Here is a 23,979-nt window from a genome sequence, read left to right as displayed (position 1 = left end):
AGAGGCTTCTTTAATAAATTTATATTCGCATTATGAGTTCTAATTTGATAGTAAGGTTACGCGCCGGTGATGATTCCTGTTTTAAAGAAATCTATGATTTGTACCATTATAAAGTATTCTGTTTTGTAAAAAAATACACGGCGCAGCTTGCAGATTCAGAAGATGTGACACAAAACGTATTTATTCATCTCTGGAAATACCGCTCAAAATTAGATCCCGAAGTAAGTTTAGAATCCGTTTTGTTTAAAAGTTCCAAACAGGAAATTTCAAAATGGTATAAAAAGCAGAACAGAATATTTTCGGTCGAGAATGATATGATGATCAAAGAACTCGACAGTGCCTCAGAAACTGAAGAAGAACTGGGCATTCAGTACGAAAAAATCCAATACCTGCTGAGCCAGATTCCCGAAAAAAGACGCAAAATATTCAATCTTCATAAATTTGAAGACCGCAGTTATAAAGAGATTGCAGCCGAGATGGACATGTCGCCAAGTGCAGTTGCCAATCAGATTTCGAAGACATTACAATTTCTCAAAAAAAATTCGGTTAAAAATCATGAACTCTACTGGTTCGCCTTATTTTTTATCAGTCAGTCCGAATTAATTTCGTAAAAAACTTCTGTTTTAAGATCGATTTATAAGGCTTTATCCGGGTTAATGTTAACTAATTTTTTCCCGACATTAAGAAAAGGTTAATAGTAACAGGAGGGGGTGACATTTAAAAGATTCGAAATCTAATGTATTTGAATTGCGGATAGTCGTGATTATTTTTTAAATACTAAATGTCAGTTTTAATGAAATCGAAGAGGTTAAAAGAAGAGTGGAATGCCATACCAAACAGAGGGATACTTCCTGAAGGATCAGAGGCCCGAATGTGGAACAACATTAAAAAAGCTACAACTGACAAATATAAGTTCGTATACAACTGGATAGCCGCAGCCTGTGCTGTATTTGTAATGTTTTTTGCTGGTTATCAGTTTATTTCTAGAAACAATCCGACCAAAATCGAAATGGCTTCGACAAAAACATTTCCTAAAGACATTCGCCTTTTGTTCCTGCCGGACGGAACCCGTGTATGGCTTAATGAAAATTCTGAAATTTATTATCCTGAAAAATTCAGCGGAAAAGACAGAACCGTAACCCTGAAAGGCGAAGCTTTTTTTGAAGTAAAACGTGACGAAAAAAGACCTTTTATTATCAGCTCAGGAGATATAAAAACGACAGTACTGGGAACATCCTTCAGCGTAACAGCTTACGAAAACAAACAACCCGAAGTAAGCGTAAGAACCGGAAAAGTAAAAGTAGAAGGTTTACAAAATACCGTTTTCCTTGAAAGAGGATTTAAAGCAGTATATAGTCCTGAAACGTATGAAATGCAAAAACAAAAAACAGCTGTTTTAGAACCGCATTGGAAAAAGGTCCTTCTTTATGTAGACGGTCTGACGCTGGGAGAAGTAATAGAGAAACTCAAGCCCGAATATCATTTCTCGGTTAACTATCTGGACGAAGATTTAAAAGATCTTAAAATTCAGGGAACTCTGGACACCAGACAGGGTTTTAATGAAATGCTTCAGACTATTGCTTTTGCATTAGAAATAAAAATAAATCCAGAAGGAAACAATACTTTTTTGATAAGCAGATAACAGCTTAGAAAATAACTTAAAAAAATTGCAGCCACAGTTTGGTCTTATGAGGAAGACCGGATTGTGACAGCCTGGACAGCTATTGTCTTTACTTTTTTGCAGTCCTTAATATCGTATCAAAATTAATACTATAACTAATTAATGTCACTTATGAATAATGAATTTTGCAGGCGTACTGCTTTGCTATTTTGGTTTTTACTTTTCGGATTTTTTTTCGGAGCAGATATTGCTTATTCGCAGACCGGAACTGTTTCGGTTGATTTTAAAAATTCTTCTCCTCAAAAAATCATAGATAATTTAAAATCACAGACACCGTACCAATTTGTTTATCAGAAAGATTTGGATTTAAGCACACCGCTGGTAACCCTTAAAAAGACCAATGTTTCTATAGACGAAATACTAGCCGATTTAGAGAACTTAACGAATCTGAATTTTAAGCGTACTGATAACAATATTGCCGTAAACAGCAGCGCTAAAAAAAAAAAGAAAGGGAAAATAACCGGAAAGATAGTCGATACTAACGGACTTTCACTGCCGGGTGCCAATATTAAAGTAGTTGAAACCGGTCTGGGCGCACAATCTGATATTGACGGAAATTACGTTTTAGATCTGGATGCAGGAGAATACACAATCGAAATTAGTGTTATATCTTTCAGAACCCAGAAAATTACACACGTTAAAGTAAACGATGGCGAAGAAACACCGCTGGTTGTCGCTTTAGAAGAAGATGCTCAATCACTTAACGAGGTGGTAATTATCCAGAACTACAAACAGGCAACAGCATCGGTCGAAGGGATGTTATTGCAGCAAAAAAAAGCGGCTCAGTTTTCTGATGGTATTTCGGCAGAACAAATTGCCAGAACTCCGGACAGAGATGTTGCCAGTTCTTTAAAACGTATTACAGGAGTTACAACCGTAAATGATAAATTTGTTGTAGTACGTTCGATGGGAGAAAGATGGAACCAGGCCGTTATGGACGGAATCGCGTTGCCAAGTACAGATGCTGCGCAGCAAAACTTTTCATTTGATATTATTCCTACTTCAATTGTCGAAAGTATCGTAGTAAGTAAATCCGCTACTCCGGATATGTATGCCAATTTTGCCGGAGGGTATGTAGAAGTAAAAACAAAAGATATTCCAAAAGAAAATTTTACCAATTTCTCTATCAGTACTTCTTTCAACAGCAAAAGTGCCTTTAAAGAAAGACTTACAAGACAGGAAGGCGACTACGATTATTGGGGATTTGATGACGGAAGAAGAGATTTTCCTACCAATCATACTACGCTGGATGCGCCGACTACAGAGGCAGCATCAGGACCGTTTATTGCCTATTCAAAATTATTTACAGAGGATAATTTCAGTACCTATAAAACCTATGGTGCGCCCGGAACTACGCTTCAGTTTGGTTTGGGACGTGTGTACAAGTTAAAGGACAATAATAAATGGGGATTTACAGGATCTTTAATTTTTAAGAACACACAAGAAACATTAGAGATCGAACATATCGAAAGAGGTAATTTTAAAAGTAACACAGATTTCCTGGCAGAGAATGATAAGAACCTTTACTCAACCTTTACAAAATACGGTTTCAAAAATTCTGGTAACAATTACAGCTATACCTCAACATTGGGTGGTATGTTTAATGCATCTATTCAGTTAGACAATCATAAAATTACAATGCGTAATACTGCGATGCATATTTACAATAGCCAGCTTACTCAGATTACGGGCTGGGGTGACGGAGTTGGTATTGCTGAAATTCTAGACGGAAGTGTGCTTCCTATTACTTCAGAATCTAATTATCCGGTTTATACCACTTTTATTCAGAATAAAATTGAAGGAAATCACAAATTTGATAAATTAGAAGTAAATTGGTATGGTGCATACGGAAGTGTAGTAAAAGATACCAAAGACGCTACATTTGCCGATATTTTAAGGGTAAAAGTAGGTGATGATGTTGTTACAAAATATACCGTTTACAATGAAGGAAACAGAACTCCGTTCAGCCGAAGCAATTTTTCTAATAATGAAGATGATTATAACTGGGCTGTTAATTTTAAATATACTTTCAATTTTGGAGAATCATTTACAAACGATTTCAAAGCGGGATATTTCGGGACTTATAAAAAAGCAACCAATCAACAGGAATCTGTAAAATTGGTTACAGTAGGACAGAATACTAATACAGCTGATATTTTTGAGCCTTTGTCTAAATTTTTAGATGGTTCCAATTATTATTACGGTGGTTTTGGCTGGCAGAAATTCGGTATATATGGAAATGAATTTATTGGAGATGTAAAAATTCATTCTCCTTTTGTGATGCTCGACGATAAAATTGGTCAATATGTAAGACTGGTTTGGGGAGTAAGAGCCGAAAGTTATCTTTACACACAAATACAAAGCCAGTCTGAAACTCCTGATGGATTTTCACAAGTTCAAAAGGATGATAAATTATGGCAGTTTCTTCCGTCGGCAAGTTTAATTATCAGCCCGACAAATAAAATGAACGTACGACTTGGGTACAATAAATCAGTATTGCGTCCTCAGTTTGCAGAACGTTTAAGTATTCCATATTGGGACCCGGTCCGTTCTGCTAAAATTTATAACTATACAGACGGAATCGTTTCGAGCGTTGCAGACAATTATGATTTAAAATTAGAATGGTTCCCTTCCGGCGGCGAAATTTTATCTTTTGGTGTCTATCACAAAGATATCGATAACCCAATTGAAGCTGTTGGTTACTTAAATGCTTCCGGTGTTAGAGATATTTATAATATAAACTCAAATAAAGCTAAACTTTGGGGAGTTGAATTGGAATTTTATAAAAGCCTTTCTTTTTTGGGTGAAGGAGATATATTAAAACACTTATTTGTATACGGAAATGCCTCCATAAACGATACTAAAGTAACCTCTTACCAAAGAATAGACGGGAGCGGCGATCTTTATGAAGCAAACAGACCATTATACGGACAGTCGCCTTATACGTATAATCTTGGTTTAGATTATGTAGGCGACCGTTTAGGATTTAGTGTTCGACATAATGCACTTGGAGACCAGTATATACTAGTGGGGTTTGAATATAGAGCCGAAGAAATCCGTAAGCCTTATTCTATAACGGATGCTCAGGTGAGTTATAAATTTTTTAAAGAGAAAAATCTTGAACTGAAATTCAGTATAAAAAATATGTTTGATGAAGGTATCGAAACCTACAATAATGCAAACAGCTACAGTAAAATACAAGATGTTCCTGTTGGATCTAACCCCAGATCACAATATAGTTTAGGAGCAGGTGCAACCGATAAGTATGATCCGGATATTGACCAGGAAGTGTTTAAGGCGAAAAACGGCCGAACTTTAAGTTTATCAATTAATTATTCTTTTTAAAGATTTGGTATACTAAATACTAATAATTATAAGTATTTTCTTTTTAGATATTAAGAAAAAGTTAACAATAAAAAACGGACATGATATTTTGCTCCTTTGAAATCTAATACTATTGAGACCAGAATAATTAAAAATTCCGGAACAGTATAGAGGAGGTTTCTTTTTATAATTTAAAAAGACTTTCAAACATTCAGAGTAGTCAAAATATCATGTTTAATTTAAAAAAATTAGTATGAAAAAATGTTTTTTATTGGTAGTAGTAACTCTTATTATAAGTTCTTGCCAAAATGATGATCCTTCTGTTGATTCTTCTTTTTCTTTAAAAGCAGTTAGTGCAGACTACCCGGAGTATCCTATACCAATACAAACTGTTACGGGGGATATTACAACAAATACAACGTGGACGAAAGATAAAGTATGGGAAATCGACGGAATAGTTCGTGTAAAATCAGGAGCAGTTTTAACCATTGAGGCAGGTACATTTATAAAAGCTAGACCTGCAGCATTTGGAGTTATGACAGGTGTACTTGTAATTACGAGAACGGGTAAAATAAATGCACAAGGTACTCCAAATGCCCCTATTATATTTACGAGTTACAGATTATTAGATAGAGATACGTCTACTACAGCTATTTCCGGAGATTTTGGCGGTATAGTTATTTTAGGTGATGCTCAGGTAAATACTCAATCGACTGCCAATACCGCAGAAGGGCTGCCTATTCTTGTAAGTGATTATTATTACGGAGGAACGAATGACAATCATAATGGAGGTATTTTAAATTATGTACGTGTAGAATTTGGAGGTTTTTTAATAGATTCTGATAGCGGACTGGGTGCAGTTACACTTGCCGGAGTTGGCAGAAATACAACTGTAGACCATGTTCAGGTATCTTATTCGAGAGATGATTCATTTGATTTTTTTGGAGGAACTGTAAATGCAGGTCATTTGGTGGCTTTTGCAACATATGATGACAGCTTTGATTTTAATCTGGGGTATACAGGAACAATTACAAAAGCGATAAGTATTGCTGACAAGAATTCTTCACACAGTAATGTTGGTTTTAATGTTCCGGATTCTAATGGTATTGAATTGGATAATAATCCACAAGGGATTTCAACAACACTTATCACTCGTCCTGTTATTTCTCAATTATCGATCATTGGTGTTAGTTCTTCATCAGATGCTGGTATGTATGAAAACGGTATTCATGTGCGCAGATTAGGGCAAATCAGTCTTTCAAGTGTTACTGTTACAGGATATAACACAGGGGTTAGATGGGAAGTTCCATCAGTGCCTTCTTCATCAGCATGGAGCTTGTTGTCAATTCATGGTTTTGTTAATCCAATTCTGCCAGTTGGTACAATTATAGGTTTGGGAAGTTCTTTATCAACTGCAAATCCCGCAACGAAATGGGGATTAACACAGCCTTTTTTTAATGATGCTGCTTTGGACTTTACAGGTACAACAGGTGCATTTAGAACAGAATCTTTGTGGACAAATACATGGACAAAATTTACCAATTTTTAATATTTGAATGCCTAGTATTAAGAAAAAGTTAACAATAAAAAATACCTGTGACATTTTGCTTTTCTAAAAGCTAATACTAATAAACAAGTGAGATTTTAAGTTCTTCGAAAAATTGAAATAGATAAAAAAATGAAAACTGCAGATATACGGAATCTTCAATACAAGCCCCAAAAAAAATCTAAAGAAGAAAAGGCATCAGGTTTATCATATCCAAAAGACATTTATCTTTTTGTTTATTCTGAAATTTTGAAGAACTGAAGTGAAAACCTTTCACTGAAAAGCCTGCCAGTGAAAGACGGAGATCAGGCACCCCCCCGGACGGTAAAACGGATCTGTTTGCAAAAAACAAATTTACCAAAAACGAGAAAGACCTAAGGAAAGAAATTTTGCTGCTCTCTCCAAAGGCCTAGTTTAATAGCGGCAAATATAGCAATAATTAAATTATTATGAAAAAATTTTTTATGTTCGCAATCGCAGCTCTTATTGTGAGTTCTTGCCAAAATGATGATTCTTCTGCTGATTCTTCTTTTTCTATTAAAGCTGCTGGGGCTGACTACAGCGGATATCCAACTGCAGTACAAACTGTAAGTGGTGATATCACAACTAATACAACATGGACAAACGACAAAGTTTGGGAAATCAACGGAGTTGTACGTGTAAAATCTGGAGCTACATTAACAATCCAGCCAGGTACTTACATCAAAGCGAAACCTCTTGCTGCAGGTGTTGCTACCGGAGTTCTTGTTATTACTAAAACGGGTAAAATTAATGCTCAGGGAACAGCAACTGCTCCAATTATTTTTACAAGTTACAATTTATTAGACGGTAACGCTGCAACTAAAGCTGCTCCTGGAGATTTTGGTGGAGTGGTAATTTTAGGTGATGATCGCGTAAATAACAACTTAGATAACAATATTATCGAAGGATTAGGAGATCAGCCAAATGTTACAGATTTCTACTATGGTGGATCTAATGCTGCCCACAACGGAGGAACAATTTCTTATGTTCGTATCGAGTTTGCCGGTAGAATCTTAGATGCTGCATCTGGTGTTGAAATCAACGGTTTAACTTTAGGTGGTGTAGGTGTTAATACAGTGGTTCACCACATTCAGGTATCATACGGTAGAGATGATTCATTTGAGTTTTTTGGAGGAAGAGTAAACGCTTCTCATTTAGTATCTTTTGCTGCTGATGATGATAACTTTGATTTCGATTTAGGTTATACAGGAACAATCACAAAAGCTATTGCAATTGCTGACGTTAATTCTACTCACAGTTTAAGCGGTGGAAATCCTGATTCTAATGGTATCGAATTAGACAACAATGCTACAGGTTCTGTAACAGCAATTATCACTCGTCCGGTTATTTCTCAATTGTCTATCATTGGTGTTAACACTGCAGCTGCTGCAACTGCTTACGAAAACGGTATTCACATACGTAGAGCAGGGCAAATCACTCTTACAGATGCTACTGTAACAGGATACAGCAGAGGTATTTATTTTGAAGCTCCTTCTGTAGCAAGTTCATCTACTTGGGGAGGTGTATCATTCCACGGATATGTAAATCCGATATTCCCAGTTGGAGCTTTAGGTGTTGGAATTCCACAATCTACTGCAAACCCAGGAGTTAATTGGTCATTAACACAGCCATTCTTTAATGCTGGAGCTTTAGATTTAACTGGTTCAACAGGAGCATTTAAAACTGAGGCACTTTGGACAAGCACTTGGACTAAGTTTACAAATTTTTAATAGATTCGGTTAATAAATAGTTAATTCAGCATGGGTAGATCTGATCTGCCCATGCTTTTTACAAAAATAAAATGAAAAAAAAACTACTCTTTTTTATCTTAATAATGACAACAACTTTGTCAAATGCACAATTTACAATCTGGGAAGACGATTTTGAAGACGGCGATGCTTCAGACTGGATTTTGCTTGACAGAGACGGCAATAAAAGTAATTGGTTAACAACAGGGAATCTTCAAATGGATCCCCAAACCGGAGCACTTATAGGTGGCGATATAAAAATATTAGGAACCTACAACATAGATCTATCTACAGGAGCTCCCTTTGAAGGACTCGAAGACAACTGGGCCATAAGTGCACCAATTGACTTATCTTATTATTCAGGAAAAATCGAATTAAATATAACTGGGCAGCCTTCTATTTATGATTTTGGAACAAGTAATTTGTTAGTTTATGGATCACTTTCGCCGGATCCGGCATCGTTTTCTCTTTTAGGGACGATTGGTATGACCAGAGAAACCATGACTGATACGGAATTTAAGGATTATACATTTGACATTACCAGTTTAATTGGCGGTACAACTGTTTATCTGGCATTTGTAAATGAAAAAGACGCATTCATTGGCTATGAAATTGATAAAATGTGGATAACAGCCGAAGATTTATTAGGAGTTGGCGACGTTGAAAAAAGCAGCGGAATCAATTTAAAACAAAACCCTGTATCTGATAATTTAACTTTAGAAATTAAAGATCAGTTTGCTGCAGAAAATCTGCAGGCAAAAATTTATAACGTAACAGGTACTTTAGTAAAAGATGCACCCTACAAAACAGAGGGTATTTCAGTATCAGACCTTAATCAGGGGGTATACTTTTTAGTACTGACAAATGACACCTTCACCAAAAAAATTAAATTCATCAAAAAATAATAGATAAATTCTCTTGTTCAGTGTCCGAATTATCGAAGCTGAGCAAGTAAAAAGTAAAATAAAAAATATGGGAAATAAGATTACAGCACTACTTTTTCTTTCGATGGTACTGCTTTTTTCAGGTGCTTGTACAAACGATGAACTAACGCCTTATTACAAAGAGCAGACGCCTGCAAAGGCCGTAATTAGAGGATATAGTGCACTTGCCGATTCGCTTCAGATCAAAGCAGACGGGAAAATTATAAAATTCGGTACCAAAGATGCTTTTACCAAAAAAGTAAGTATCGATTACGATTTTGTGTTTTATGAAGAAGGCGTAAAAAACATAGAAATCTCAAATAAAGTAACCAAAGAAATTATACATACCTATAAGTTAACCAAACAAAATACGGTTGATACCCTGTCATTTTTCGTAAGACCTAATCTGTATGTAGATGAGGTGTTGTCTGAAAAACCGGGAGTAGTTACAAAAACCGGAAATACAGGTTTCAAATTTATTTTCCCAACCATGAACCAATATTCTAAATCTGGATATAACGGAAAACTGGACGGCATTATGCGCAAGGTTACAGGAGAAGTATTGGGAGTTGCCAAAAATATTGGCAATTCAGGATACAGTGATTTTATCGAAGTTGAGGCAAGTTTACCGCCTATTATTCGTATGGAATTAGTTAAGTCCGGTACAACAGAATCCTATATAAAAGACAAAAAGGTTAATGTAACCATGCTGATGCTGGCCAACAAATCAGGACTAATTGTTCTCGATGAGAAAAAAAATGCTGACGGCGCATTCAGCAACGTAGAAGGAACACTGAACATGGTGGATTACTTTGATTTTAAATAAAGAAAAGAAAAAATGAAATATTCTTTCCGAATCCGGATTCTGATACCGCTGTTATGTTTATTTGCACTAATTTCCTGCGAAGAAGATAATACGGAGAATACTTATGATGAAGGTTCAAACGAGTATGTAAACGACTGGATGTACAATCAGATGAAAAGATATTACTTCTGGAATACCTCAATTTCTGATAAAGGAAACTTGTCCTTACAGCCCAAAGAATATTTTAAAAGCTTACTGCGATCCGGAGATATTTATTCCTACGCCATGCATCCTGAACAGCCGGAGACTTCACCAAAAAGCATGAGAAGCAAATTTGGCTTTGATGTTTCTTTTATCTCATTCGAAGGAAAATATTACGGCGTAGTTTTATATGCATTAGAAGATTCTCCGGCCAAACGAAACGGATTGGAAAGAGGAAATATCATTACCAAAATAAACGGAACAGAAGTCAGCCAGAACAATTACAACCAGCTGTATGAAAATATGATTGCGACAGCTCAAATCGATCTGGAGATAAAATCGTATACAGAAAACGATGGTTTTTCTAACCCGAAAGAAGTTTCCATACAGCAGGGATTCACGTTTTCGCAGCCCATAAAATATCAGGTAATTGAAAAAAACAATGTAAAAACAGGTTATATCGAAATTCCGCATTTTGATGTGGGACAAGCACAATTGTTTGCACAGATTTTTCAGAAATTAAAAAGCAAATCAATTACCGAACTGGTTGTAGATTTAAGATACAACGGAGGAGGAGACATCTCATCGGCAGCAGCGCTGAGTATTGTTCTGGCACCCAATATTAAATCGAACAACCTATTTATAAAATTTGAAGGAAATGCAAACGGAGGCAAAGTCGATCAGTCTTTTGCACAGGCACTGGAAAGCAACGAAACCAAAGTAAATTTTAACGTTCTTCAAAATGTGCATCCCAATATAAACAGAGTCTATATTTTGTGCGGCGGCAGAACAGCATCGGCATCAGAACTTATTATCAATAATTTAAGTCCGTATATGCCCGTTATTACCATCGGTGAGAAAACATTTGGTAAAGACGTTGCCAGTTTTCCTGTAGAAGACAACCGCATTCCGGATAAAAGAGGCTGGATTTTATATCCCGCCATCTACAAATTATTCAATGCAAAAAGTGAAGGTAATTACTCAGATGGAATAAATCCGGAAGTTTCTGTAACCGAAATACAAAATCCGGAAATATTTCCGTTAGGCAGCACATCAGAAACCCTGCTCAATACAGCATTAAATGCCATAACCGGAAATACATCCAAAATAAAAAAATCAACCATAAAAACCATGCCTCTGCGCACAGCCGTTATAGAGGCAGATCCATTATTATATCGCAACATACAATAACGTTTTTATAAAATACGGACCGCTTATTATGCAAGGAATTGACAATAGAGAACATCAGAGTTTACTAGATGTATTTCAGCGATACAGAAGCCTTTCGGGAGGAGTAAAGGTAGACGAAGCTGAAGATTTTAAGATTTATCAAAGCATGACAGAACTCGATATTCTGTACTGCAGTTTTAAAGTTTTAATATCTGAACTCGAACGATGTACCAAAGAATATGAGCAGAAAAAGAAAATGACGCGCAGCATTATTCATAAAAACATACGAAAGGTCATAAGAGAAACACGATAAAGAGTTTCTTTTTGACTTTCAGGCAGATAAAACGGGACAAAGTATTTTGCTTTGTCCCGAACTATTTTCTTTTGCCATAAAAGCATTGTTTTATAAAAGATGGCTTTTGATGTAAGAAATAATTTCCTGAACCACTTCATCAATGGCATTCTCATCCGCATTAAAATAAGTTCCGTCAAAATACCTCGGACTTGTGCCGTCACCCGTTGGAGAACAATGATGCACATCGATAGAATTACGCCAGAATTCAGCGTGATTTTTCCATTCTGCAATCGAAACCAAAGCAGGATCAGTAAACCAGAGATTCCACGCCAGCACATTCCCCTGTTGCAGCATATTGCCCGAAGCCAGATTAAAAGCCTTCATGATTATTCCGTTAAAATCATCGACAAGTTTATCGTTCGTCAGCTTATAATTTCCAATTTCCACCGCAATATTACCCGTTGAAAAAGCCTGGCTGTGCTGCGCAAAATCCGGACTTTCAAACTCTGTTGAGGTTCCTGTGCTTACCGGAAATACAGGCTGATCCGGATTTCCTGGCAGATACGTTTCTACACGAATGGCATTCTCTTTATTCAAAGGAAACCTTGGTAGACTGTACTGCATCAAAGGCCAGATGGCTTTTAATTTATCTCCCTGATGCTGATTGGGAGTGAACCAGATTTTACCTTCAACTGTCATATCAACAGCCAGTTCTTTGGTCGTTTCATTGACCCAGCCTCGTTGTCCGGTAACCGTTATTTCGACATTCAGGCAGATTTCATTTTTAAGCCAGGTGCCCTGCTGCGGACAAATAACAGAATAAACTCTTCCTTCATCTGTATAACCAATCCTTGAAATATAAGGCGCAAACTGCTGATAACAGCGTTCCGGATTAGGTTCTCCTTTTCGCGTCTCCCAGCTGAATTCAGGCCATTTAACTCCCAGCTGGCGTTGTAAAAAGTTTATATTATCCATATTACCCAGCATAGGTAAAGACGAAAGATCACGCGTTGGATAAAGCATTGCCGAACCGGACGGAGGAAATCCGCCAATCCATCCGTCGGGAATGCAGGAATCTTGATTGTTTGACATGGTATTTTTTGTTTTATGGTTTAGAAAGTAAACTTAATACAAAGTATAATCTTACAAAAGAGTAAAATTACCTGATTTGTGTATAAGATACTGATACATAGTTTGTTGAGGTGTTTGCTTGATTTTAAAGGATATTGCAGATGAAAATCCGAATACAGATTTAAAAATTTTAAAATAGGCATCATGATTTTACACAATTCTTCCTGAAAGTTTCAGAATTCCCATATTTGCTTAAAAATTAACACATTGAGTTCTTAATTTAATCTAAAAAAGCCGGTAAACTGCCTTAGAATTTGTAATTTGAAATTCAAACAATAATGAATGATGAAAAAATTACGAATTGCACTTATTAATATACACGGACTTTTAAAAGGTTCCGGTCTTGAAATTGGACGGGATGCCGATAACGGAGGACAGACTAAATATATTTTTGAACTTGCCGAATTCCTGTCACAGCACGAAGGAGTAGAGCAGGTTCATATTTTTACAAGATTGATTGATGATCCGGCACTTTCTCCGGAATATGCTGTTCCTGTTGAAATTGTAAACGACAAACTGGACATACGCCGAATTCCGTTTCTGGGAAAAAAATACAGAGCCAAAGAACAGCTTTGGGAAGGACTCGACACTTTTGTAAACGGCGCAATGCAGCACATTAAACAGCATAACATTTTTCCCGACTGGATTCATTCTCATTATGCTGATGCAGGATATGCCGCTGCTGAATTATCATCGGTATTAAATATTCCGTTTGCACATACCGGACATTCTTTGGGATATTATAAGAAGAAAAAATTACTCGAAGCCGGACAAACCGAAGAAGAACTGGAAAAGAAATTCAAATTTAAAGCCAGAATAGCCGCCGAAGAAAGAACCTTAGAACTTTCGGAATTTATAGTTACCTCGACCGAACAGGAAATAGAAACCTACAAAGTCTATAAAAACTTTGAATTAGGAAAATACCACGCCATTTCGCCCGGAATTGATACCCGAAAATTTGTTCCCTATTACTACCAGGAAAACGATTCAGATAAACACATGGAAGAAGCCCAGCGTAAATACTGGGTAGCCGAAACCATTTCTAAATTCCTGACCAATCCGCACAAACCCATAATTCTGGCCCTTTCAAGACCCGATCGCCATAAAAACCTGAACACTTTAATTGAAGTGTACGGTAAAGACAAAGAACTTCAAAGCATTGCCAATCTTGTCATTTTTGCCGGAATCCGTAAAGACATTGCCAAAATGCCTGAATCAGAAAAAAACGTTTTAACCGATCTGCTTCTGCTGATGGACAAATATGACTTGTACGGAAAAATGGCGATTCCCAAAAAACACGATGTCGAAAACGAAGTTTCAATTATTTACCGTTATGCCGCCGAAAAAAGGGGCGTATTTGTCAATCTCGCCCTGCATGAGAATTTCGGCCTGACAGTAATAGAATCTGCCAGTTCAGGACTTCCGGTAGTGGTAACCAAAAACGGAGGACCATCAGAAATTATTCCCGTCTGCCAAAACGGAGAGTTAGTAAATCCGCAGGAAGAAGGTCAGATTAAAAAGGCTTTAAGAAATATTTTAACCGATGAAAATCAATGGAAATATTATTCGAATAACGGCGCCATAAACATTCAGAAATATTACAGCTGGCTGAGCCACGTAAACAATTACGTCGAATTGATAAACGAAAATTTAGCCGTCTCATCTGCCGGAATAAAAAAACAGCATTATCCAAACATAAACATCAGCAGATTGAAGAGAAAAATAGATCACCTGCTGGTTTCGGATATCGACGGAACACTTATAGAACCTTTACTAGAAAATCCGGGTTTGAGCGAACTTAAAACACACTTGGTTAACCGCACAGATAAAATGGCTTTTGCAATGGCATCCGGCCGAAATCTGGCTTTGGTAAAAAAAGTAATTGACGAAGAAGAATTTCCGCTGCCGGATTTTATAATCTGCTCCGTAGGAACCGAGATTTATTATACCAACGGTAAAGAATACATTCTCGACAAAGGCTGGGCAAAATTCCTCTCAGGAAGATGGAAAAGAGAAGAAATAGTCAACAAACTAAAAGGAATTAAGTGGGTCAGACTTCAGGAAGAAGAAGCCCAAAACCCCTATAAAATCTCGTATTATTACGACAAAGAGCATTACGATCACGAAGAACTAATCCGGGTTTTAGGAACAGGCTGGTACAAAGTCAATATTATACCAAGCCACGGGCAGTATCTGGATTTTATTCCCAAAAGAGCCTCAAAAGGAAACGCCATAAAATTCCTTTGCCGTAAATGGTCTGTTCCGTTAGGAAATGTTATTGCCGCCGGCGATTCAGGAAACGATGTCGATATGTTCAGAGGTCCCGTAAAAGGAATTATAGTAGGCAACCGCAGCGCAGAGCTCGCTGATTATGAAACAACTAAAAGTATCTACGTTGCCAAAACTTCGGCTTCGGCAGGAATTTTAGAAGGATTAAAACATTATAAAATCATAAAATAAGTAATAAAATGTATTCAGGTTCAGGATTCAGCAATTGGGAAATTGGAGATGTTGATGTATTTATAGATGAAAAAGGAATTCATCATTTATTTCACCTAATTATTCCCAATCACGACTATATTGCACATGCAGTATCAAAAGACGGTCTTTCATGGAAAAGAGTTAAAAACGCCATTTTTGTAGGTGATCCCGGCGAATGGGACGATGATATGCTCTGGACAATGCACGTAAGCAAAAATTCAGAAGGCGATGGCTATGAAATGTATTATACCGGTCTGAAACGTCAGGATAAAGGAATTGAACAAAAAGTAGGACGCGCAGTTTCTCCGGATTTAATCAATTGGAAAAAAGAAAACGCCTACGGGCTTCCTTTTAAAAGTGAAGCGCCGCATTACGAAGGCACAAACAATAATCCAAGACAATGGATCAGTTTCAGGGATCCTTACAAATACCAGTACAAAGGAGACGATTATATGCTCATTTGTGCCCGAAGCGCCTCAGGACCTACATACAGAAGAGGCTGTATTGGCGTTGCAAAAAGAGAAAAAGACGGATTCGTACTTCAAAAACCGCTTCATATTCCGTATGTGTATGATGATGTTGAATGTCCCTGTGTATTTGAAATTAAAGGAACACATTACCTTTTGGGTTCTATTCGAGAAGATATTAAAGTCCGTTACTGGTCAGCACCTGATTTTAGGGGAGAATACTGTGCCTTTCATAACAATGTCCTGATGCCGCAGGGAAATTATGCCGCCAGAGTTGTAAAAGACGGAAAACATTTTCTGGTCTATAATTTCTATTTTGCCGATGGAAATGTGAATACCCACCGCGTAATCCCGCCGCCAAAAGAACTGGACACAGACAAAAGCGGCAGACTACGTTTAAAAACCTATTATTATTGGGAAAAACTCTATCAGAAAACCATTCTTCAAAAAGATTTACCGCAGCCCATGCCTATTCTGGGTAACCCAACAGCCGATTTTCTTCAGGAAAGTGAAAACAAATGGCGTTTTGGATGCCGAAGCGGTTACGAAATCTACTGTTTCGAAAAACCCTCAATGGATTTTGTCTGGGAAGGAACACTTGCCGTAGAAGGAATGGGAAAAACAGGATTTGTAATAGAATGCGACAAAGAAGGTACAGGCTATTATATTTCGATAGATTTCATGAATGGTTTTGTACAATTCAGAGCCTGGGGATTTAATGAAAAAGACGTAAAAAACAATTTCATATTCGAAAATATCCAAACCAATCAGTTTGAAATAGGAGAGGACAAACAAATCTATTTTAAGATTATCCGCTACGGAAATTACTACGAACTCTCGATCAATGAAATCGTAAAACTGACTTTACTGGATTTTAAATACAGCGAAGGAAAAGTAGGTATTTATGTTTGTTCAGCTGTTATTTCAATCAGCGATTCAAAGATCCACGTTATCCCGGAACCCGAAAATGAATACGCTGCAGCCGATCCCGAAAAATACTTAAAGGATTACAGCAGAATAGTACAGATGCAGTAAAAATGCTTCGTAAACCATATAAGTGATATGATTTTTTACACGTTCTTTATTAAGTAGTTATTAGATTTACTTATATCACTTATATGCTTTTACTTAATTTTCAGCCCGCTTAAATCCTATTTTTTATCAATTGCCTCTAGTTTGTTTCAACTGGAGGTCAATAAAGAAAAACTTCTATAGGGCTTTAGCCAAACTAACATTTTGGCTGAAGCCTTTTTTATTTCCCTATTCTAAAACTTCCATCTAAAGCCGGAGGCAATTGATTTTATTGCTGAATGTTCGGGGGAAAATTGATCTCAAAGAATTATAACAAATAATTTGTAAAATATTTACCCATATTATAATAAATAGTAGTAAAAAGACTAACCTTAAAATATCGTATATCGCTTGTACGATTGAAATTTTTTAAATATAACTTTCGTTTAGGAAAGTAATAAAATTTCAAAACTGAGAGCACTTATCTTTGTTAGCTAATCAAATTTTGTTCATTATTTTATGATGGATGTGAGATGATAAAATGAAAGATTTTCCAAAATGAAAAATGAAAAATACAAGCAGCTGAAGGATAACGGAATCGAAAATATCCACCGGCTGATTTTGCATTATATTGATATTAGTGATGCCGAATGGAACTACTGCAAAAATTATTTTAATACCGCTTTTTATAAAAAGAAAGAACTTCTGTTAAAGCAGAATGATATTTGCGGCCATATATTTTTTGTTGTCAGCGGCTTATTGCGGATTTATTTTATTGATGACAAAGGCGAGGAGAAAACCTTTCATTTCTGCCTCGAAAATACTTTTGGAACAGATTACGAAAGCTTCTTAAAAAACAAACCCTCCAATTTTTCCATTCAGGCTATGGAAGATACCGTGGTCATAGTAATAACGCTCGATATGCTCGAAAGTTTTTATAAATTCCTGCGGTATGGCGATAAATTAGGAAGACTCATCGCCGAAGACTATTTTTTTATCATAAACGAAAAAATCAGGTCCATGTATGTAAATACACCATTAGAACGCTACAATACCATGAATACCCGTTTTCCTAATATTTTACAGCGCGTTCCGCAGCATTGTATAGCCTCTTATCTCAATATTACTTCTGTCCATTTAAGCCGTTTGAAATACCATTCTAAAGAGAAAAAGTAGAAAATGATAACATTTGTTATCGTTTATTAAATTTTTATATACTTAATTTGTGATTGCTTATTAAATTAGTAAAAGTCGGCTTTAGGAATTTCTTTCATTCCAAGCTTCAAACAAGATCTAAATCTTTACCGGATCGCAGTGTTTTTTTCTTTATCTGAGTAACAGAAAATTTAGATTTAATAAAATAACAAGTATATGTCTGCACAAATAAAACAGAAAATAAAAAGCATCAGAGAATTAAAAAACTACACACAGGAATACATGGCAGACAAACTGGAAATCAGTCAGGCTGCATACAGCAAAATAGAAAAAGGACCAACAGATTTAAGTCTTAGAAAATTAGAAAAAATTGCTTCTATTTTTGATGTTCCTATGGAAAACATAATCCAGTTTGAGAATCATTTTGTACAGGAAAAAACAAATAACGAGGATTTAAAAAACAAAATAGATAATGAAGCCGACGTTAAAAAAATAACCGGACTCTACAAAGACAAAATAATGCTGCTCGAAAAACTCCTGAGCAAAACCGATTCAGAACTTAAAAGATACCGCGATAAATTTGGAATCTTTTAAAGATGTATAATCTGTTTTAAAACAGGAAAAGGACACTATTGCCCTAATCCTGTTTGATATTTTTTAAAGAACCATCATCATTAAATTCAATAGAATAACGTTCACGGCTGCCGTTTATAGTACTAGGATACCATCTGATTTTGTTATCCCAGATCGAAATATAAACACTTGTGGCAGGTTTGGCACCTTCAATCTCCTGTGATTTTTCATTATAGACCCTCGCCATTTTTGCAGCATTCACAAAACTGATTTTCTGCAGCGAAACTATACGTGATTTAATATCATCGCGAACCGAAAGCTGTACAGGTTTTGGCTCAGACCATTTACCTTCTTTGAATTCGTATACATCAACATATTTTGGGTTTTCAGGATGCACAAGCATTGCATTTATAGATCCGTAATTGTAAAAATAAAGCGTAGAAAAAAGAAAGATTTCCTTTCCTGCATATTGAGGCAGATTTCGAAGATCCTGCTCAGCTTTTCGCAGCAGATTAACGTCTTCTAAAAGCAGGGTTTCTTTTTTTATTTCAGATAAAGGATCAGATTTTTCCAAATCTTTTTTAAGTACAGTATCGTTTGGTTTTAGAGTATCTTCTATACTCTGTGAGATCTGCTGACAGTTCACAAAAAGAAAACACGAAAAGCCAGTGATAAAAAGTTTTTTCATAGTATTAAACATGGGTTTCAGGAATTAATACAAATTATTTCTTGTATGTTAGACTAACAGAAGTTTCACGAATAATCACAAATTATTTTTGTGCTTTATAACAAAAATCAATAAAATTAAACCCGTGCCAATTATGTTAAATCAACTTTTAATTTTTAATTCTCAATTTTTAATTTTTATTCCAGATTATTTATATCAGATGCAAATGCAATTTGTTTTGGATTTTCCGGATTGTAAAAAATCTCAATCATTTCCTGTCTCGTAATTTCGAGTTCCAGCAGCCCTACTATTTTTTTTAAACTGCTCTTATGAAGATGGTTTTTGATATCCGTATATTCAAGTTCAAAACGCATCATGGGCTGTTCGTTGATGTAAGTTCCCGTCTGGTTTACACTTACCAGCCGCGCCTGCGTTTTGATTCCCTTAAACTTCAGTATAACCGAATCATTATTTAAGCCGCCCAGTTTGGTAAATATAAGCCGTACCAGAATCCGGTAAAACAAAAGTACCAGCGGAATTACAATAAGCGGATGTCCAAAAGACATAAAACGCCATCCCATTCCGTAACTTTCTGTACGGTATGCAAAGAAATAATAACCAGTAACCAAAGCTGAAAAAAACAGCCAGCCAAATAAACGCATAATAAAAGTCCTGCCGTTTAAGGATGCTGTTGTCGAGGCAATAACAAAATAGGGAGCATGTTTCATATCCCGGTCAAGCAGAATACCGGTCTTTTTTTCGGCTTCAAAACGACGTTCGTGAGGTTTGATATCTGTGACTATGGTTTTGTGGCGGATTTCGGTATCGGACAAATTTTTAAAACACAACTCAAGTTCATACGTAGGGAATTTTGAATTTAGTTTTGAGATTTTGTGAGCATTCAGGATTTTAGCTTCACGATGAATTCCGTTTGCCTTTATCTTTTCCAGATTATTTTTGGTTATAAATACCTGTATGACCCATTTTTGAAAATAACCCAATAAGAGAGCCATCCATAAAATGATCGATAATACAACAATTCCGAGAGCAAAATAAGGGTCTTTGTCTTTTAATGTATTGACATCAAATTCAGAGTTGATGACATAATACAAAAACATGGGAAACGGAATGGCAAAAAAGAGCATGTAAAGAACCCAGAAGGTTATAGCAAGATTTTTTTTCATTACTGTAATACGTGGGGGTTAGTAATTAATTGGTTTGGCATATAGTTTACAGCATTATCAAAACACTGTTATCCAAATTTACATAAAATAAAAATAGCAGCATAGCCGAATTCAGATTGAATGACGAATTTTAAGCTGAAAGTTCCTGTAAAAAGCAGTACCTTTCAGCTGCGTAAAAAATAGAGGATTTTTCTACTTTCTAAAAACAATCAAAATGAAAGCACTGATAATTGGAGCAACCGGATCAACAGGACACGAACTGACAGACCAGCTTTTGCAAGACGATAACTATACAGAGATTGCTGTTTTTGTGAGAAGGCCCACAGGAAAATCACATCCCAAACTTACAGAACATGTTGCAGATCTTTCAAAAGCAGATTCTTTTGCTCATTTAATTACGGGAGAAGTTCTTTTTTCATGCCTGGGGACTACTTTAAAAGCTGCAGGTTCAAAAGAAAATCAGTGGAAAATCGATTATGATATTCCGGTAAAATTTGCAGACCTGGCTAAAAAGAACGGCGTACATTCGTATGTATTGGTTTCTTCTTATGGAGCTTCGGCAAAAAGCAGCGTTTTTTATTCGAAGATGAAAGGAGAATTAGAAGATCATATTGCAAAACTCGACTTTCCTCAATATGTAATTTTCAGACCCGGACCGCTTATCCGCAAAGGCACCGATCGTATGGGCGAAAAAATATCGGTTAAAATAATTCAATTCTTTAATGCAGTTGGCCTCTTTAAAAACCTAAAACCCATAACAACCGAATTTCTGGCACAAAAGTTAAGAAAAGCACCCAAAACACTTCCGCAGGGAACGACTATACTGGAACTTAGGGAGATTTTGAATCTGTAGTTTTGTTTCAAGTTTCAGGTTTCATGTTTAGGCAAGTCAAACAACCTGAAACCTGAAACCTGAAACCTGAAACTTGAAACCTGAAACCTGGAACTTGAAACCTGAAACTAATTTTTACCCTTTTTTATTTCCTCCGGCGGTATAACCTTTAGCGCATTTTTAAAATCTTTCTTTTTTAAAGTATAAAAAACAGGATATACTTCCCGAAGATCACTCTTTTCTTCTTGTAAAACCACATTAATCTCGTATGCAGCAGCTGCTTTTTTTTGGGTTTTGAATCCAAAATAGCTGAAAATAAGATGCTGCTCCGGTTTGACTTTAATTGAATAGCAGCCGTCAAAATCCGTCTGAGTTGTGTTTTTTGTTCCTTCAACCAAAACGTTTGCACCCGGAATAGGATAGCCGGTCGGTTCTGTAACAACACCATAAACAATTCGTTCCTGAGCAAAAGCCAGATGACAATAAAAAAACGCGAACAGAAGTATAAATAAGTGTTTCATATAAATGCAGGAGTTACCTTGTTTTTTGATCTTTTTTATATAGATGATAATCCCGTTAAAAAGGTTGGAAGTGAATATAAATTATTTTCCTGAAATCTTTCAACAAAGGTTAAAGAATCTCATGAAGGCTCAATTGTATTGAGTTTTTTATTTAATTGTGTTACCTTTATGGCTCTTTATCACTTTAAAAGATGAATCAAGATTTTCCCATTCCAGATAACGAATTACAACGTTTGGCCGCGCTGAAACGTTACAATATACTTGATACACTGCCAGATACTGCTTTTGATGATGCTACAAAATTGGTTTCATATATCTGTGGTGTACCTATTGCCCATATTTCGTTTATAGATGAAAGCAGACAATGGTTTAAGTCAGAAATTGGGATAGGCGTATCAGAAGTACCTCGCGAAATTACCTTTTGCCGGTATACTATTTTAGATACAAAAATGGTAGAAATACCGGACACGCATGTCAACGAAACATTTAAAGATGATCCTAATGTAACAGGAGGTTTTAACGTGAGATTCTATGCCGGAGTACCGCTTACAACTCCTGACGGATATAATATCGGGACGCTTTGTGCAGTTGATCACGTTTCTAAAAATCTCAATCAAAACCAGCGAAATGCACTTTCGCTTGTAGCCAAACACGTTATGGCGCAGTTAGAATTAGGAACCAAAAATATCGAACTGCAGGCCCAGAGAAAAATTGCCGAAAAAGCAGTTTTGGCAAGAGATAGTTTTTTGGCCAATATGAGCCATGAAATCAGAACGCCCCTGAATGCCGTTATTGGTTTTACAGATCTTCTTACACAGACAGAATTAGACGAAATACAGCGCGAATACATCGACAGCGTACAAATCGCGGGCGAAAACCTGCTTTTGATCGTAAATGATATTCTGGATCTTTCTAAAATAGAATCGGGAAATTTAGCGATAGAAGCAGAACCGTTTAACATCAAAAAAACACTAAAACACGTTTACAATCTGCTAAAAGTCAAGGTTAAGAAAGATGTAGAATTTAATCTTTTTCTGGATGCCGATATGCCGGATATGGTTATTGGCGATCAGGGACGATTGAACCAGATTATGGTAAACCTGATAGGAAACTCTCTTAAATTTACAAGTGAAGGAGAAGTAACCGTTTCTGTAAAAATGACAGAAGAAACAGAAACAGCATATTCACTGCGCTTTTCCGTAAAAGATACCGGAATCGGGATCAAGAAAAACAAACTGAAAACCATTTTTGAACGTTTTACACAAGGCGAAGAAAGTACAACACGAACCTTTGGCGGCACCGGATTAGGACTTAATATCGTAAAACAGTTAATCGAACTCCACAAATCAGAAATTCATGTCAAGAGTGAAATCAACCGAGGTTCTGAGTTTTTCTTTGTTCTGACTTATAAAAAAGTAGAGCGTACAGAGAATGCCGTAAAACCGGTAACTTTAAACGATCTTGGAAACCTAAAAATACTGCTTTGCGAAGACAATATCCTAAACCAAAAACTGGTAAGAAGCGTTATCAGTAATTTTGGTTTTGAACTCGATATAGCCAATAATGGAGAAGAAGGAATCGAACTTTTATCCCGTAATACATATGATCTCGTACTAATGGACCTGCAGATGCCGATAAAAGACGGTTATCAGACTACAGAATACATTCGGAACGAAATGAATCTGAATATTCCAATCGTAGCCATGACCGCACATTCTCTGGTGGGCGAACAGGAACGATGCTATAAAGTGGGTATGAATGCGTATGTGCCAAAACCATTCAAACAGCCGGCACTTTTAAAAGCCATCAAAACGGCCATGACCGAAGATTTAGACGCTGTACAAAAACGAACTGTAGATTTATCTTTTCTGGACGAAATGGCCGGCGGCGACGAAAATTTTATAAAAGATATGATTGCGCTTTTTATAGATAAAATTCCGGAGCAGATGGAAGAATTAGACACTGCCTTTAAAGATGAAAAGCATGAAGCAGTAAAAAAACTGGCGCATAATATGAAATCGAGTCTTGATATTTTTATGCTCGATGACTTAAGTGCCTGCGCGGCGATTATTGAGGAAGAAGCGGCAACCGGAGAATTTACAGCCGAAATTGTCGATAAAATAAACATTTTACACTGCGGTATCGTTGAGGCCGTAAAAGTTTTAGAGGAACTATGATTAAAGAAAAATATACTATAGCTTTACATTTGGAGTTATAAATTTATAAAGACCCCCGCATAAAAA

The 23,979-nt window shown here is 36.3% G+C and carries 19 protein-coding genes; 15 read left to right on the top strand and 4 right to left on the bottom strand.

Annotation, left to right across the window (positions count from 1 at the left end; genetic code table 11):
• Window positions 1-32: 32 nt before the first annotated feature.
• The 9 genes from OZP11_RS04555 to OZP11_RS04515 all read left to right on the top strand — a co-directional run bounded on the left by OZP11_RS04555 (window position 33) and on the right by OZP11_RS04515 (window position 11,732).
• On the top strand, window positions 33-611 hold the full coding sequence (locus tag OZP11_RS04555) for an RNA polymerase sigma factor (RefSeq protein ID WP_281234042.1): 579 nt from the start codon (window positions 33-35) through the stop codon (window positions 609-611).
• 182 nt (window positions 612-793) lie between these two features.
• Window positions 794-1,642, top strand: coding sequence for a FecR family protein (locus OZP11_RS04550; RefSeq protein WP_281234041.1), 849 nt, complete (start codon window positions 794-796; stop codon window positions 1,640-1,642).
• A gap of 150 nt (window positions 1,643-1,792) precedes the next feature.
• Window positions 1,793-5,026, top strand: a complete 3,234-nt coding sequence (locus OZP11_RS04545) for a TonB-dependent receptor (protein WP_281234040.1) — start codon at window positions 1,793-1,795, stop codon at window positions 5,024-5,026.
• A gap of 232 nt (window positions 5,027-5,258) precedes the next feature.
• Complete coding sequence (locus tag OZP11_RS04540) at window positions 5,259-6,554, top strand: hypothetical protein (protein WP_281234039.1); 1,296 nt, start codon at window positions 5,259-5,261, stop codon at window positions 6,552-6,554.
• A gap of 446 nt (window positions 6,555-7,000) precedes the next feature.
• Window positions 7,001-8,302 carry a hypothetical protein gene (locus OZP11_RS04535; protein ID WP_281234038.1) on the top strand — a complete coding sequence of 434 codons (1,302 nt, stop codon included), beginning with the start codon at window positions 7,001-7,003 and terminating at the stop codon, window positions 8,300-8,302.
• A 71-nt stretch (window positions 8,303-8,373) separates the two neighbouring features.
• The gene (locus OZP11_RS04530) at window positions 8,374-9,225 is read left to right on the top strand and encodes a T9SS type A sorting domain-containing protein (protein WP_281234037.1); all 852 of its coding nucleotides are present in this window, start codon (window positions 8,374-8,376) and stop codon (window positions 9,223-9,225) included.
• A 67-nt stretch (window positions 9,226-9,292) separates the two neighbouring features.
• Entirely contained in the window at window positions 9,293-10,069 is a 777-nt protein-coding gene (locus OZP11_RS04525) for a hypothetical protein (RefSeq protein WP_281234036.1), read from the top strand.
• Window positions 10,070-10,081: 12 nt separating this feature from the next.
• Complete coding sequence (locus OZP11_RS04520) at window positions 10,082-11,440, top strand: S41 family peptidase (RefSeq protein WP_281234035.1); 1,359 nt, start codon at window positions 10,082-10,084, stop codon at window positions 11,438-11,440.
• Window positions 11,441-11,468: 28 nt separating this feature from the next.
• Window positions 11,469-11,732, top strand: a complete 264-nt coding sequence (locus OZP11_RS04515; protein ID WP_281234034.1) for a hypothetical protein — start codon at window positions 11,469-11,471, stop codon at window positions 11,730-11,732.
• Between the two features lie 90 nt (window positions 11,733-11,822).
• On the opposite strand, the gene OZP11_RS04510 is transcribed toward OZP11_RS04515, so the two are convergent.
• Entirely contained in the window at window positions 11,823-12,806 is a 984-nt protein-coding gene (locus OZP11_RS04510; protein WP_281234033.1) for a hypothetical protein, read from the bottom strand.
• Window positions 12,807-13,127: 321 nt separating this feature from the next.
• Between OZP11_RS04510 and OZP11_RS04505 the strand changes: the two genes are divergently transcribed.
• The 4 genes from OZP11_RS04505 (at window position 13,128) to OZP11_RS04490 (ending at window position 18,553) form a co-directional block, all read left to right on the top strand.
• Window positions 13,128-15,305, top strand: coding sequence for an HAD-IIB family hydrolase (locus OZP11_RS04505; RefSeq protein WP_281234032.1), 2,178 nt, complete (start codon window positions 13,128-13,130; stop codon window positions 15,303-15,305).
• Window positions 15,306-15,313: 8 nt separating this feature from the next.
• A complete protein-coding gene (locus OZP11_RS04500; protein WP_281234031.1) occupies window positions 15,314-16,828 on the top strand; it encodes a glycoside hydrolase family protein in 1,515 nt (504 codons plus the stop codon).
• A gap of 534 nt (window positions 16,829-17,362) precedes the next feature.
• Window positions 17,363-17,980, top strand: a complete 618-nt coding sequence (locus OZP11_RS04495) for a Crp/Fnr family transcriptional regulator (RefSeq protein WP_281234030.1) — start codon at window positions 17,363-17,365, stop codon at window positions 17,978-17,980.
• A gap of 195 nt (window positions 17,981-18,175) precedes the next feature.
• A complete protein-coding gene (locus OZP11_RS04490) occupies window positions 18,176-18,553 on the top strand; it encodes a helix-turn-helix transcriptional regulator (RefSeq protein ID WP_281234029.1) in 378 nt (125 codons plus the stop codon).
• Between the two features lie 43 nt (window positions 18,554-18,596).
• Here OZP11_RS04490 and OZP11_RS04485 read toward each other — a convergent pair whose 3' ends face one another.
• Window positions 18,597-19,220 (bottom strand): hypothetical protein, encoded by a 624-nt coding sequence (locus OZP11_RS04485; RefSeq protein WP_281234028.1) that lies wholly within the window; start codon window positions 19,218-19,220, stop codon window positions 18,597-18,599.
• Between the two features lie 176 nt (window positions 19,221-19,396).
• Window positions 19,397-20,383: a hypothetical protein gene (locus OZP11_RS04480; protein WP_281234027.1), complete on the bottom strand. Its 987-nt coding sequence runs from the start codon at window positions 20,381-20,383 to the stop codon at window positions 19,397-19,399.
• Between the two features lie 214 nt (window positions 20,384-20,597).
• Here OZP11_RS04480 and OZP11_RS04475 point away from each other — a divergent pair, with 214 nt between their 5' ends.
• Window positions 20,598-21,236, top strand: coding sequence for an NAD(P)H-binding protein (locus tag OZP11_RS04475; protein ID WP_281234026.1), 639 nt, complete (start codon window positions 20,598-20,600; stop codon window positions 21,234-21,236).
• Window positions 21,237-21,343: 107 nt separating this feature from the next.
• Here the strand turns inward: OZP11_RS04475 and OZP11_RS04470 are convergent, their stop codons facing one another.
• Window positions 21,344-21,736, bottom strand: a complete 393-nt coding sequence (locus tag OZP11_RS04470) for a carboxypeptidase-like regulatory domain-containing protein (RefSeq protein ID WP_281234025.1) — start codon at window positions 21,734-21,736, stop codon at window positions 21,344-21,346.
• 191 nt (window positions 21,737-21,927) lie between these two features.
• Here OZP11_RS04470 and OZP11_RS04465 point away from each other — a divergent pair, with 191 nt between their 5' ends.
• Entirely contained in the window at window positions 21,928-23,913 is a 1,986-nt protein-coding gene (locus OZP11_RS04465) for a GAF domain-containing hybrid sensor histidine kinase/response regulator (RefSeq protein WP_281234024.1), read from the top strand.
• Window positions 23,914-23,979: the final 66 nt, after the last annotated feature.

The organism is Flavobacterium gelatinilyticum (assembly GCF_027111295.1).
In the GTDB taxonomy this organism is placed as follows: domain Bacteria; phylum Bacteroidota; class Bacteroidia; order Flavobacteriales; family Flavobacteriaceae; genus Flavobacterium; species Flavobacterium gelatinilyticum.
This window is presented reverse-complemented; position numbering and strand designations above follow the sequence as displayed.

Coding starts and splice junctions, on each gene's coding strand:
- OZP11_RS04530 (WP_281234037.1), top strand. CDS start 8,374: ATGAAAAAAAAACTACTCTTTTTTATCTTAATAATGACAACAACTTTG.
- OZP11_RS04540 (WP_281234039.1), top strand. CDS start 5,259: ATGAAAAAATGTTTTTTATTGGTAGTAGTAACTCTTATTATAAGTTCT.
- OZP11_RS04495 (WP_281234030.1), top strand. CDS start 17,363: ATGAAAAATGAAAAATACAAGCAGCTGAAGGATAACGGAATCGAAAAT.
- OZP11_RS04470 (WP_281234025.1), bottom strand. CDS start 21,736: ATGAAACACTTATTTATACTTCTGTTCGCGTTTTTTTATTGTCATCTG.
- OZP11_RS04485 (WP_281234028.1), bottom strand. CDS start 19,220: ATGAAAAAACTTTTTATCACTGGCTTTTCGTGTTTTCTTTTTGTGAAC.
- OZP11_RS04475 (WP_281234026.1), top strand. CDS start 20,598: ATGAAAGCACTGATAATTGGAGCAACCGGATCAACAGGACACGAACTG.
- OZP11_RS04490 (WP_281234029.1), top strand. CDS start 18,176: ATGTCTGCACAAATAAAACAGAAAATAAAAAGCATCAGAGAATTAAAA.
- OZP11_RS04505 (WP_281234032.1), top strand. CDS start 13,128: ATGATGAAAAAATTACGAATTGCACTTATTAATATACACGGACTTTTA.
- OZP11_RS04480 (WP_281234027.1), bottom strand. CDS start 20,383: ATGAAAAAAAATCTTGCTATAACCTTCTGGGTTCTTTACATGCTCTTT.
- OZP11_RS04525 (WP_281234036.1), top strand. CDS start 9,293: ATGGGAAATAAGATTACAGCACTACTTTTTCTTTCGATGGTACTGCTT.
- OZP11_RS04515 (WP_281234034.1), top strand. CDS start 11,469: ATGCAAGGAATTGACAATAGAGAACATCAGAGTTTACTAGATGTATTT.
- OZP11_RS04510 (WP_281234033.1), bottom strand. CDS start 12,806: ATGTCAAACAATCAAGATTCCTGCATTCCCGACGGATGGATTGGCGGA.
- OZP11_RS04500 (WP_281234031.1), top strand. CDS start 15,314: ATGTATTCAGGTTCAGGATTCAGCAATTGGGAAATTGGAGATGTTGAT.
- OZP11_RS04550 (WP_281234041.1), top strand. CDS start 794: ATGAAATCGAAGAGGTTAAAAGAAGAGTGGAATGCCATACCAAACAGA.
- OZP11_RS04555 (WP_281234042.1), top strand. CDS start 33: ATGAGTTCTAATTTGATAGTAAGGTTACGCGCCGGTGATGATTCCTGT.
- OZP11_RS04535 (WP_281234038.1), top strand. CDS start 7,001: ATGAAAAAATTTTTTATGTTCGCAATCGCAGCTCTTATTGTGAGTTCT.
- OZP11_RS04545 (WP_281234040.1), top strand. CDS start 1,793: ATGAATAATGAATTTTGCAGGCGTACTGCTTTGCTATTTTGGTTTTTA.
- OZP11_RS04465 (WP_281234024.1), top strand. CDS start 21,928: ATGAATCAAGATTTTCCCATTCCAGATAACGAATTACAACGTTTGGCC.
- OZP11_RS04520 (WP_281234035.1), top strand. CDS start 10,082: ATGAAATATTCTTTCCGAATCCGGATTCTGATACCGCTGTTATGTTTA.